The following is an 11,955-nucleotide window of genomic DNA, read 5'->3' on the forward strand; positions in this document are numbered from 1 at the left end:
CGGTGGCCGTTTGTCTATGCGGGCACCAACCCAGACGCCGGAGCAAACCCCCGCATCAGGTCCAACCCGCTACACCACTTCCAAGGACGCAACCCGCGCTCTTTCTCTTCGTGCGCATGTGTGGCATTTTGGCCGGCCGGGCCAATCGGCGACTTCGGCCAGCAGCTGCCGCGAGGCGCCAGGCCGTGGCGTGGCCGACTCATACATGGCCCGGGAAGACAGTTGACGGGAATGGCGGCACACCCCCCGACCGAGACACGGCGAGCGTTCCGCGCCGCGGGTAGCCGCACATGGCTACCAGCTCTTCGGGGCGCCTGCACGGACCCGAACGATCTCCACGACCGCCCGGATCCCGACGACGCCGACAACGGTCAGCCAGGTGACGATGCCGAGGACGACGAGCGCTAGGGTCGCGTTGCTGCTCACTCTTCATCGCCTCCTTCCTGGTCGTGGTCGCAGTCTGGACACATCTGGCGCAGGCGCCGGTTCACCTGGTCGACCACGTCGCGGAGGCTGCCGCCTGGTGGTGCGCAACGGATACCACCAGGTGCGGACCGTGGTCACCGCGGCCGGGCCGGTGGAGGTGAAGGCGCCGCGGGTGAACGACCGGCAGGTGGACGAGGCCACCGGGGAGCGCAAGCGGTTCTCCTCCAGGATCCTGCCGCCCTGGTGCCGTAAGTCGCCGAAGATCTCCGAGGTGCTGCCGCTGCTGTATCTGCACGGCCTGTCCACCGGCGATTGCGTCCCGGCACTCGAGCAGTTCCTCGGCGGAGCGGCGGGCCTGTCCGCGGCGACCGTGACCCGGCTGACGAAGCAGTGGCAGGACGACCACGCCGCATTACAGGACCGGGACCTGTCGGACCGCGACCTCTACGCCTTCTCACAACAGGACATCGAAGGTGGAGCAATCGAACATGCACCGTTCTCGGTTCGATCGAGACTCCAGGTCGTGAGTGTGACCTCACGACGGGTCTGAGGGGGGCGCCGTGGCTCGCGCGAAGTCCTTGACCGCTCAGTTGTTGCAGGCCTACCAGGACGCGAAGAAGGCCAAGGCCGCCGAGGAAAAGCGCCTGCAGCAGGAAGAGGCCCGCCAAGCCCGTGCCGCGGAGCAGAAGCGCCTGCGTAAGGAGCGGGAAGCGGCCAAGCAGGAGCGGGGGCAGGCGCAGCGGTCGGTGGCGGCGCAGCAGGAGAAGAAGCGGCAGGATGCGGAGCGTGCGCGGAAGGTGGAGCGGGTCGAGCGGGATTTGGCGCGGCGGCAGGCGGCGCGGGGTGTTGGTGGATCCATTCCAGGACACCGAGGTCGAGGCGGCTGCGTGCGCGGGGAATGGAGAGCTCCCGTCGCTTGGCACCAGGTCTCCCCGACTTCCCGGGGAGACCTGGCCCGGCGCGGAAGGGTAATCCGAAAGGCATCCGTACCCCGGCCATGTGGCCAGCGATGAGACTAGGCCACACGTATGTCACCACGACCGCCAGGTACCTGCCCCACCGCGTCCGGAACACAACGCCGACGGCGCGTGCAGCCCAGACCACACCAACCCTCAATCGCCGACGGCCCGCCCCCGGCTCTGTCCGCCGGGCAGTAGGAAACGGCATACGGACGTCAACGCCTCGGGGAGGTCGGCCTGTCCCGCCTGTGGCATGGCCCTACCCCGAGCGGCACGGGTCGTACTGAGGGCATTCCCGTCACGCGTGGCACGCACAACTCGTTCCGGGACCACGGATTCGGCGAGAATGCGCGCAGGCGCTGTCAGACCGACGGCGGGCCCGCCTCGATGCGTCGCAGCACCGGGCGCAGGTGGTCCAGGTCCGGGCTGCTCTGGATTTGCCGCTCGTCCCACCACGTGGCGCCCGCGTCCCGCAGTGGCCCGATCACGTCCCTGGCCTTCGCCGCGTCCAGGGGCGTCGCACCGCCGAGCACGAACTCGAAGGGGGGCTCGATCCCGGCCGTACGGTGCTTGCGCACAAAGCTGACCAGCTCCTGCACCTCCGCCACGTCCGGCACCTGACCATGCCGGGCCGTCTCGAACAGCGGCACCGCGCCGTCCCAGCGCGTGGCCCGCCGCATGGGCGCCCGACGCGGCCAGAACCCGCCGATCCAGACCGGCGGAGCGGGCTGCTGCACGGTGGCGGGCAGGAGTGTCACGTCCCGCACCTCGTAGTGCCGGCCGTGGTGGTCGACCGGCTCGCCCGACCAGAAGCGCCTGAGCACCTCCAGTCCTTCGTCAAGGCGCTCGCCCAGGACGCGCGGCTCGGCGGTGTCGCCAAAACTCGCGTACTCGTCCTCGACCGGACCACCCAGGCCCGCGGCGAAGATCACCCGGCCGCCACTGAGGTGGTCCAGCGTGACCACTTGGCGGGCGAGTTGCTGCGGACGGTAACGAGGAACCGGCGTCAGCAGGGTGCCCAGCCGTATCCGGGAGGTCGCCAGCGCGGCGGCGGTCAGCAGCATCCAGGGGTCGCCGAAGGGACGTCCCTGATGCCGCCGGTGCAATATGTGGTCCCACACGAAGAACCCGTCCCAGCCGGCCTGCTCAGCGGCGGCCGCCGCGGTCGCGACGTTGCGGGGGTCCGCGAAGTCCCCGAAGTTGGGCACGTTGATCGAGAAGCGCATCCCCGCAGGATGCCCAGCAGGCCGGGCACGAGGCAATCGCAATTCCGCCTCGACCGGCCCCGCCTTCCCGAACCGTTCGAACGGTCCCGGGCACGCGGTGCCGACGCCGGCCACGGCACTGGAGAGGCCAAGATCGTACGGCGCAGCCATGGCCTGGCAGGGACCTCAGCCGCGTTGCCGACGATCCGGCGGTCTGGGCACCGATCCATCGGATCGCCGGAACGCTCGATAAGGCACTTCCTGAGCTGTTCGCGCCTGACTATGACCACAGGCTAAAGGCGGCTCGTGAGCGGCTTCGGCCAGGGGACTGATCGAGCCGCGACTGCCTGCATGACCGAACCCATCGGGCCTGTGGCAAAGGCGGGACGACGGGTGGATTCAGCTCGAAGCCCCTGCAGGATGTCGTGAACCCGTGGGCTTCCCGCCGGGGCGCACGAAAATCGGTGCGCGCGGACCCTTTGATCCGTCTGACGTGGCCTTCGGCGACGACGTGGCGTAGCGGCCGTGGAGCGCCCCCGCTGTCCTTCGGGACGGCGGAAGCGCGTCCGTATCTCCGGGGCTATCCCTGCCTTCGGTCCCACTTCGCCCATTCGCCCGTCTTGAGGTCGCGAGCGCTGTAAGGACGGCCAGGCTCTTGAGTTTGGCCGGTCACGCCGATCCTCTTCCAGGCCCGTACGGCACCCCACACAAAGGCGCCTGCAAGCACGAAGCACATGACCGTCATGGCCGGGTCATGAACCTTGCCGACCGTTATGAAAAAGACAAGAGCCCAGAAACACAGAAACAGCGCGAGAACATTCCACAAAACCTTGCCCCAGGCACTGAGCGGCGTCCGGGGTGCGGACCGGGTGCCCTTGGCTCTTCGCCAGGCGCCGGACACACCGAACCCGAGACCAACGAGAATGGGCGCAGAAACGATGAGCACGTCGAGGGCACTGTTCCGGCCATCGAAGTAGAGCAAGGCCATGACTGCGACCACGGCGACAATCGCCAGGCCGAGCACGGCAGTACAAATGACCCACGGGATGGATTTCATAGCGGCACAGTAGTTTTCGCTGACCTGCGCAGATGCGCCGCCCAGTCTGTTCGGGACAGTACCCGCGGTCAGCGCCCCGGCTTGGCGGCTTCGTGACGAACACGCCCAGCCACGGGTGCATGACGGCCAGGCCGTCCCGCGTAGTGGGCGCCGTACCTTCTGCCCGGTCGCCACAGCGATCCCCCACCCCTGCTGCAACTCCCTCAGCGAGGGCAACGGCAGCTTCCCGCCGGGCGGGTACGCGCCGTCAGCTCACGGCCTGTCAGGTCCAGAAGACGTCAGTGATGGTGATCTGGGGTTCGGCGTGGCGGCGGATGAAGGTGTAGACAAGCCATCCACGGCCGCCGGCGAGATCGGCGATGTGGGGTCCGCCGGGGCTAATGGAGGCAAGGGGGCGCACGTGATCGTCGGCGTCGATCCCTCGGTAGTAGGGGTCCGGGGCGGTGATCAGTTCCGCGCGGGCGGCCAGGACGAGTTGCCGACCGTCGGCGGGCGTCGAATTCCTGTCGTGCCTCAGCGGTCCGGTCCATCTGCCAGGGCGGCTGCGGGAGGTCGTCCGTCACTGGCCAGGCTTCACAGTCGCCGCTTCACGCCGCAGGCGGCTGTACTCGGCCAGGAGAATGGCCGACTCCTCGGGGTCCTCGGACTTCGCGGCGCGGGCCTCGAGACGGTGAAGGTGTGCTGCCAGGCGGGGGTCGCGAGCGATGGCGTACTGGGTCCACCACAGCCGAATGAACGCCGGCACAGGGGTGAGGTTGAAAGCGTCCCCGATCGCCTGGTGCCAATGTGACTCGAAGTCCGGCAGGAGATGCGGGGCGTGCTCCTGGATCGCCAGACGCAGGGCTTGCGGTGTCCGTTCGGGCATCAATGGAACCTGGGGTTCTTCTCCCCCGGGTCCATCGAAATACACTGGCTGAGCAGTCATGAAGTCAGGGCTCCCGGTCTTCCTGCCTGGCGCTTCAGGCCGCGTCGTGGCCGACGTCGGAGGCCGCCTGCCGTGCGGCCTGTTGCTGGTGTTGCTCGAACCATTCGGCGGGCACCAGATGGGCCACCGTCTTCCCCTTGCGCGTGATCGCGGCCGCCTCACCCGCGATCCGGGTGCGGTCAAGGATCTCCCCCGTGGCCTTACGGAGGTCGATTGTCATGTATGTCCTCGTCTCCATGGAGGCCACCGTGCCCGAACTATCATAGTTGCGATACTTGCCGTCTGTCCCTCGTCACTCGGCGGCCCTCCCGCCCGGCAGCGCCCCGGCGCCGGTTCCTCTTCCCCTCCCCGGCTTTCGGTGTTCCCGGGTTTGCGGGCCCGGCCGGCCGCCATCATGGGCCGGTGACCGTACACAGCCCGGTGCAGCGCCTGACCGCCCACGTGCGGGCCGCCCTCGGCGACGGCCCGTTCCTCCCGCCTCGCGGCTGGACGCACATGGGCGCCGTGATCTGCGACGCCAGCTTCCACGCCCGCCGCAGGTACAAATCGACGATCTGGCCGCGGCTGATCCGGCTCCAGGCCGCTTGGCCCGACGCCGCAACCGTCCAGGGCTTCCAGGCACGTCTGGCCACCGAAGACCTCGCCACCGCCATGGACTTCAACAGCCCCCGCCGGGTCGCCACCGCCCACGCCCTCACCGACCTCCTGGTCACGAGGCGCGTCGACACCCGCGACGAGCTCCACGCATGGCTCGGCCAGCAGGCCAACCGTGACGCCCTGCGGAAGATAAAGGGCGTGGGGCCAAAAAGCGTGGACTATCTCGGGAACCTCGTCGGCCGTTCCCAGATCGCCGTCGACGTGCACCTGCGCGCCTTCGCCGCCCAGGCCGGAGTCACGGGCCCGGGCTATGGGGAGCTACGGGCGGTGTACGAAGAGACTGCCGATCTCCTCGGACATGACCGCGCCGGCTTGGAGCACGCCGTGTGGCGGTACATGTCGCAATCCCAATAGGGATCGTGCCGGAGGAACCCCTTCTGCGCAGCCCAGGAGCGCAGCGCGGCGATCGTGGGGTCGTCGAGGCCTTAGGCGGTGAAGGCTTCGTCGTCGATCGACTCGGCTCAGGCCAGGTTGGCCTTAAGGTCTCCTCGTTCGAATCCGCCCCGGGCGTGTCGGCGGCCGAACGGGGATCCGGACGTTCACATCCGGCACGCGGGGTCTTCCGTTCACGGTGCAGCAGGACACCACAGGGGGGTCCGGGTACGCTCCCGTGCCGCTTCCCGAACGCGCGCGACACCCGAGAGCGGCGGACGGGCCGCAGGCCGGCCCGTGGCCGGAGACTGGCCGGTACGGTGTCACACCGGACGCCTTGGCTCTCGCCACCTGCACGAGCAGCGCGTGGGGGCGGGAACAGGGCGCAGGCGGCGGTGGCCGTGGAACCGGCTCAGGAGGAGGAGCAGGCGTGAAGAGCGTCCGGCTGCGTGAGCACCAGGTCGAGGCGAACGCGCGGATCCGGCAGTGGGCGGGATTCCCCGCACGCTCCCCCGTCCCCGACGACGGGGCGCGGGCCACGCTGGTGTCCGCCACCGGATCGGGGAAGACCATCACCGCCGCATGGGCTGCGCTGGATCTGTTCAGGGACGGCCGGATCCTGGTCATGGTGCCCACCCTCGACCTGCTCGTGCAGACCGCGCAGGCCTGGCGCCGGGTCGGGCACCGCGGGCCCATGGTCGGCGTCTGCTCGCTGGAGGGTGACGAGCTGCTGGAGCAGTTGGAGGTGCGGACCACCACGAACCCCATCCAGCTCGCGCTGTGGGCCGGTACCGGGCCCGTGGTCGTGTTCGCCACGTACGCCTCCCTGGTGGACCGGGACGACCTCGAGGACGTCACAGGTGGTGGACGGGTGCGCGGGCCGCTGGAGGCTGCACTGGCCGGCGGGCAGCGCCTGTACGGGCAGCGGCTGGTCCCGTTCGACCTCGCCATTGTGGACGAGGCGCACGGCACCGCCGGGGATCTGGGGAGGCCCTGGGCTGCAATCCACGACAACACCCGCATCCCGGTCGCTTTCCGGATGTACATGACCGCGACTCCGCGGATCCTGGCCGCGCCCCGGCCACCCGTGGGCAAGGACGGGACCGAGCTGGAGATCGCCTCGATGGTCTCCGACCCGGCCGGCCGCTACGGGGAATGGATCTTCGAACTCGGGCTGTCAGAGGCAGTGGAGCGGGGCATCCTCGCCCCGTTCGAGATCGACGTCCTGGAAATCCAGGACCCCGACCTCACCCTGGGAGCCTCCGAGGAAGCCATGCGGGGCCGTCGCCTCGCCCTGCTGCAAGCCGCCCTGCTGGAACACGCAGCCGCCCACAACCTCCGCACGGTCATGACGTTCCACCAGCGCGTCGAAGAGGCCGCCGCGTTCGCGGCCAAACTCCCGGAAACCGCAGCCGAACTCTATGGGAGCGAACCGTCCAAGCACGCCCTGGCCGAAGCCGGGGCTTTGCCGGCGTCGCCGATCGACGCCGGCTTCTACGACCTCGCCGCGGACCGCCACGTACCCCCGGACCGCGTCTGGGCTGGGTGGCTATGTGGGGACCATCTGGTCGCCGAGCGGCGCGAGGTGCTGCGGCAGTTCGCAAACGGCACCGACGCGGACGGCAAGCGGGTCCACCGGGCATTCCTCGCCTCGGTCCGGGTCCTCGGCGAGGGAGTCGACATCACCGGCGAACGAGGCGTCGAAGCCATCTGCTTCGCCGATACCCGCGGCTCACAAGTCGAAATCGTCCAGAACATCGGCCGCGCCCTCAGGCCCAACCCCGACGGCCGAGCGAAGGTCGCCCGGATCATCGTCCCCGTCTTCCTCCAGCCCGGCGAAAACCCCACCGACATGATCGCCTCCGCGTCGTTCCGGCCCCTGGTCGCCGTACTCCAGGGACTGCGCAGTCACGACGAACGACTCGTGGAGCAGCTCGCTTCGCGTGCGCTGAGCAGCGGAGCCCGCACCGTACACGTCCTGCGAGACGCGGACGGCCGCATCATCGGCACCGCCGGTGCCGCGGCAGGAGGCGGATCCGGCGGCGGGGACCAAGAACAGGGCGCGGAGGGTACGGGCGCGGCGGAGTCGGCGTTGCTGAACTTCGCCACCCCCCGCGACCCCGCCACCATCGCCGCGTTCCTGCGCACCCGTGTCTACCGCCCCGAATCCCTGGTCTGGCTCGAGGGCTACCAGGCACTGCGCAGGTGGCGCCAGGAGAAAGGCATCACCGGCCTGCACGCCGTCCCCTACGACACCGAAGTCGAACTCGGCGTGACCCGATTCCCGCTCGGACGCTGGGTCAACCAGCAACGACGAGCACTCCGAGCAGGAGAACTCGAAGAACGCCGCAGGAAACTCCTCGACGAACCGGAAGCCGGCATGGTCTGGGAACCCGGTGACCAAGCCTGGGAAACCAAACTCGCCACGTTCCGTGCATTCCACCGCGCTCACGGGCATCTGGCCCCGAGACAGGACGCCGTCTGGAGCGACGGCCCAGACGGCCAGACCCGCCCCGTACCCATCGGACAGCACCTGGCCAACCTTCGCCGCAAAGACGGCCTCGGCAAAGACCGCGCACGGGCAGCAGCCCGGGCAGCGCAGCTGGCCGCGATCGATCCCGACTGGAACTGCCCCTGGCCCCTGGACTGGCAACGCCACTACGCCATCCTCCGCGACCTCGCGAAGACCGAAGCCGACCACTCCGTTGCCGGCATCGAACCCGGAGTGCGGTACGAGGGCGATGATCTTGGGGCGTGGCTGGTACGGCAGTCCACGGGCTGGGCGCAGCTCAGCACCGAACAGCAGCACCGACTCACCGCACTCGGCATCACGCCCGCCGAACAAGCCACCCCTCCCCCGGCCGGGCAAGGCGCTGGGATAGAGCCGTCGGCCAAGGCACAGCAGGCCTTCCAACGCGGCCTGACCGCCCTTGCACAATGGATCGAACGCGAAGGCCCACACCGGCCAGTGCCGCGAGGGTGCAGCGAACCCATCGCTGTCGACGACGAAGCAGAGCCGGTAGCAGTCCGGCTCGGCGTATGGATCGCCAACACCAAGCAGCGGCGGGACAAGCTCAGCCAGGAGCAGTTGAACGCGCTGCGCAGGCTGGGCGTGGAGTGGGCGTAGCCGGTAGCGTGGGGGGCGGGCGGCCCGCCGGCGGCCCGCCCGATAATAAACACCACCACCCCCTAATAATAAATGTCGTGCGGCACCAAGCGGCGGGGGGGGTGGGTGGGGCGTTCGCGGTTCCGCCCGCCCCCCCCCCGCGGCCGGGCCCGACACTGGTCATCTCCGCCCCCAGCTCATGCTGAAGCCGGGCCAGGATCCGCTGGACGGTGTGCCGCTGCTTCGGCGGAGCCACCAGATCGTCCAGCAGCCACTGGTGGATCGTCTTCTTGAACGGCTCCAGCCTCGGGGAATGCCTCCTCCGGTATCCGCCGTGGCGGCGGCACCACCGAGCACAGGGCCTCGCGCACCAGCCGCCGGTGCACGCCGTACTTCCACGCGAGGGCGCGGACCGACAGCCCCTCCCGCCACGAGTCGCGATGGATCAGCAGGAACAGCTCTTCCTTCGAGGACACCACTCGGTATCGCCCCCATACGGAGAGCTACTCCGAGCGTCCCAGCCGCACGTCGAGGGGTGGGGCAAACTCGGGTCGGGAAAGTGGTGCCAAATCAGACCGTTAACGCCATCCGAGGGCGAGCCGAGACCCGTCCCGGTCTGCGCTCTCTTGCTCGCCAGGCCCTGGGTAACCCCGTTGAACCTCGCCGACACGAGCACTACCGTTCCGTCGTGATCGACATCAAGGCATTCACGCCCGAGCACCAGCGGGTGCTTCTCCCGGTTGGCCAGGGCCTGGTGCGGTGGCTCCGGCAACATCGGTAGAAGGCTGGGCGCCAGCGGCACGTGAGCGGCAGGCGCTGGGCGTGATGAGTCATCTCAGGTTCTCGTCGCGGATCATTCTGCGGAGGCTGGTACGGGTGGCGGCCAGGTCTTCCTCCAGGGCTGAGATGCGGGCCTCGGCCGCGGTCTGCGCTGCTGAAGCCTGTTGGAGCTGGCTGGTGAGGTGCACGTTTTGACGCGCCAGTTCGTCGGCTTTGGCGGCCAGGTCGGGGCTGTGCAGAGCGTCGAGCTGCCGGCCCAGCTGGTGGCGCAGGGCGTCGCAGAGCCGGTCGCGTTCCGCGCGTAACTCCTTGATCTCTTCGCGGGCGAGTTCGAGTTCCGCGCGCAGGCTGATGACGGTGGGCGGGTTTCCTGGCTGGGCCGGGCTGGTGGTAATGCGGGCTTGGCGGAGTTGAGCGGCTTCGATGTGCTCGCGCACGCCGGGGGCGTAGGTGAGCCAGGAGGAGACGCGGGCGGTTCGGCGGACGGCGGCGAAGGTGACCGGCTGTCCTTCCTTCTCGAGAGCGGTGATGGCGGTCAGGACGCGGGCGCGCTTGTCGAGGCTGTCGCGACGTCTGGCTTCGGCGAGGGGAACGGGGTTGCCGCGGGGGGCTGCGACTACCACCGGACGTGACAGCCGCCCTGACCCTCATCATGCCGTCGCAGGCCACCCTCAAGACCTCACCCTGAACAACGGCGTCCAGATGCCCGCCCTCGGACTCGGCGTCTTCCAGACCCCGCCGGACGAGACCCGGGCCGCCGTCACGGCCGCGCTCGAACTGGGCTACCGGCACATCGACACCGCCGCTGCGTACGGCAACGAGCGCGAGGATGAACGACCGCGAAGCACTGAAGGTGCTGGGGCGCCCGTAACCACCCGCCCCAATGCTGCTGCCGCCGCTCCGGCGCACGGGAGGGCCGTAATGCCGAAACAAACCAAAGACTTCCATATGGGGTGTTCCCCGGCCAGGCCAGAGACGACGTTTCCGGCAGCCGCGAGGCCAGCCTCGCCGCCGGGTGGAGGGCAGGCGGGTCAGACCTCGACCGTTATCCGGCTGGATATGGGGTGGGGGTCGTGTAGGCCGAGTCGTTCGGTGGGTACCTTGTGGGTCTCGCGGGCGGTGAGGGCGGCGAGCACCGGGGGCACGCACAGGGCGGCGGTGAACAGCGCGACTGCGCCCCAGTCATCGCCGTCGGGTCCGGCCATCTGTGCGGCGAAGGTGACCGCGAACCCGGCGATGGCGAAACCGATCTGGGTGCCGATCGCCATGCCCGACAGGCGGACGCGGGTGGGGAACATCTCGCCGTAGAAGGACGGCCACACGCCGTTAGCGGCGCTGTAGACGACGCCGAAGGCGAGCACGCCGAAGACCAGGACCAGCGGGTACGAGCCGGTGGAGATGGCCCACAGGTAGGCGGCCATCATCACGGCGCTGCCGGCCGCGCCGGCCAGGTAGACGGGACGCCGGCCGACGCGGTCGGAGAGGTGGGCCCACAGCGGGATGGCGCCGAGGGCGACGAGGTTGGCCAGGGCGCCGACCCACAGCATGTCGGAGCGGCCCAGGCCCACCGCGTCACCGGTCGCGTAGGCCAGCGCCCACACGGTGAAGATGGTGCTCACGGACGCGACGAGGGCACCTGCGACCACTCGCAGGACGTCCGCCCAGTGGTCGCGGAGGAGGACGAGCAGCGGCAGCCTGGCGACGCCCTCGGCCGCCGCGGCCTGCCGCACGAAGGCGGGGGTCTCCTCGACGTCGCGGCGGATGAACCAGCCGACGACGGCGACCGCGACGCTCAGCCAGAACGGAATCCGCCAGCCCCAGGTGAGGAGTTGGCCCTCGGGGAGGGCGGCGACGGGGATGAAGACGAGGGTGGCCAGCAGCTGCCCGGCCTGCGTGCCGTTGAGGGTGAAGCTGGTGAAGTAGCCACGGCGGTGCGGCGGTGCGTGTTCCAGCGTCATCGAGTTGGCGCTGGCCTGCTCCCCGGCGGCGGAGATGCCCTGGAGGACGCGGAGCAGGACGAGGAGCACCGGGGCCGCGCCGCCGATCTGCGCGCGGGTGGGCAGGCAGCCGATGAGGAAGGTCGACAGGCCCATCAGCAGCAGCGTGAAGAGCATGATCCGCTTGCGTCCGAGGCGGTCCCCGAAGTGGCCGAGGAAGAGCGCGCCGAAGGGGCGGGCGGCGTAGGCGACTCCGAACGTGGCGAGCGAGAGCAGGGTCGCCGTGGCCGGGTCGGACTCGTCGAAGAAGACCTTCGGGAAGATCAGCGCGGCGGCGCTGCCGTAGATGAAGAAGTCGTAGTACTCCAGCGCGCTGCCGATCCAGGCCGCGAGTGCGGCCTTGCGCGGCTGGCCCTGATGGGCTGCGGGGACGGTCACGGCGGGCTCCTTCGGGAGGGACCAGCCGGGGCGCGGACGAAGACCCCGGCTATTAACCCACTGGATAGTTAATAGCGGGTGGCTACGGATGTT

Annotated in this window: 9 protein-coding genes and 2 pseudogenes; 4 read left to right on the top strand and 7 right to left on the bottom strand. The window is 69.4% G+C overall.

The features are described 5' to 3' along the window. Positions 1 to 294 precede the first annotated feature (294 nt). Positions 295 to 426 carry a hypothetical protein gene (locus ABZ479_RS37820; RefSeq protein WP_500465799.1) on the bottom strand — a complete coding sequence of 44 codons (132 nt, stop codon included), beginning with the start codon at positions 424 to 426 and terminating at the stop codon, positions 295 to 297. 85 nt (positions 427 to 511) lie between these two features. On the opposite strand from ABZ479_RS37820, the pseudogene ABZ479_RS37825 reads away from it, so the two are divergent. Next, a pseudogene (locus ABZ479_RS37825) lies at positions 512 to 874 on the top strand (transposase); the annotation flags it as partial. 873 nt (positions 875 to 1,747) lie between these two features. Here the strand turns inward: ABZ479_RS37825 and ABZ479_RS37830 are convergent. The 4 genes from ABZ479_RS37830 to ABZ479_RS37845 form a co-directional block, all read right to left on the bottom strand. Beyond that, positions 1,748 to 2,611, bottom strand: coding sequence for an LLM class flavin-dependent oxidoreductase (locus ABZ479_RS37830; protein WP_500465800.1), 864 nt, complete (start codon positions 2,609 to 2,611; stop codon positions 1,748 to 1,750). Between the two features lie 559 nt (positions 2,612 to 3,170). After that, positions 3,171 to 3,647 carry a hypothetical protein gene (locus ABZ479_RS37835; protein ID WP_500465801.1) on the bottom strand — a complete coding sequence of 159 codons (477 nt, stop codon included), beginning with the start codon at positions 3,645 to 3,647 and terminating at the stop codon, positions 3,171 to 3,173. 559 nt (positions 3,648 to 4,206) lie between these two features. Continuing rightward, complete coding sequence (locus tag ABZ479_RS37840) at positions 4,207 to 4,572, bottom strand: DUF6247 family protein (protein WP_500465802.1); 366 nt, start codon at positions 4,570 to 4,572, stop codon at positions 4,207 to 4,209. A 34-nt stretch (positions 4,573 to 4,606) separates the two neighbouring features. Next, entirely contained in the window at positions 4,607 to 4,792 is a 186-nt protein-coding gene (locus ABZ479_RS37845; RefSeq protein WP_500465803.1) for a type II toxin-antitoxin system Phd/YefM family antitoxin, read from the bottom strand. A 182-nt stretch (positions 4,793 to 4,974) separates the two neighbouring features. On the opposite strand from ABZ479_RS37845, the gene ABZ479_RS37850 reads away from it, so the two are divergent. Both ABZ479_RS37850 and ABZ479_RS37855 read left to right on the top strand, forming a co-directional pair. Continuing rightward, positions 4,975 to 5,583 carry an HhH-GDP family DNA glycosylase gene (locus tag ABZ479_RS37850; RefSeq protein ID WP_500465804.1) on the top strand — a complete coding sequence of 203 codons (609 nt, stop codon included), beginning with the start codon at positions 4,975 to 4,977 and terminating at the stop codon, positions 5,581 to 5,583. 448 nt (positions 5,584 to 6,031) lie between these two features. Next, a complete protein-coding gene (locus ABZ479_RS37855) occupies positions 6,032 to 8,728 on the top strand; it encodes a helicase associated domain-containing protein (RefSeq protein ID WP_500465805.1) in 2,697 nt (898 codons plus the stop codon). An 809-nt stretch (positions 8,729 to 9,537) separates the two neighbouring features. Here the strand turns inward: ABZ479_RS37855 and ABZ479_RS37860 are convergent. Beyond that, positions 9,538 to 10,110: a hypothetical protein gene (locus tag ABZ479_RS37860; protein WP_500465806.1), complete on the bottom strand. Its 573-nt coding sequence runs from the start codon at positions 10,108 to 10,110 to the stop codon at positions 9,538 to 9,540. Positions 10,111 to 10,189: 79 nt separating this feature from the next. On the opposite strand from ABZ479_RS37860, the pseudogene ABZ479_RS37865 reads away from it, so the two are divergent. Then, positions 10,190 to 10,315 (top strand): annotated as a pseudogene (locus tag ABZ479_RS37865) (aldo/keto reductase); the annotation flags it as partial. 203 nt (positions 10,316 to 10,518) lie between these two features. Here ABZ479_RS37865 and ABZ479_RS37870 read toward each other — a convergent pair. Further along, positions 10,519 to 11,862: an MFS transporter gene (locus tag ABZ479_RS37870; RefSeq protein ID WP_500465807.1), complete on the bottom strand. Its 1,344-nt coding sequence runs from the start codon at positions 11,860 to 11,862 to the stop codon at positions 10,519 to 10,521. Positions 11,863 to 11,955 lie beyond the last annotated feature (93 nt).

It is taken from the genome of Streptomyces sp. NPDC005722 (assembly GCF_040630935.1).
Lineage (GTDB): Bacteria > Actinomycetota > Actinomycetes > Streptomycetales > Streptomycetaceae > Actinacidiphila.

Bases quoted from the DNA above. Each gene is read 5' to 3' on its own strand.
- ABZ479_RS37830 (WP_500465800.1), bottom strand. From the start codon at position 2,611: ATGCGCTTCTCGATCAACGTGCCCAACTTCGGGGACTTCGCGGACCCC.
- ABZ479_RS37835 (WP_500465801.1), bottom strand. From the start codon at position 3,647: ATGAAATCCATCCCGTGGGTCATTTGTACTGCCGTGCTCGGCCTGGCG.
- ABZ479_RS37840 (WP_500465802.1), bottom strand. From the start codon at position 4,572: ATGACTGCTCAGCCAGTGTATTTCGATGGACCCGGGGGAGAAGAACCC.
- ABZ479_RS37845 (WP_500465803.1), bottom strand. From the start codon at position 4,792: ATGACAATCGACCTCCGTAAGGCCACGGGGGAGATCCTTGACCGCACC.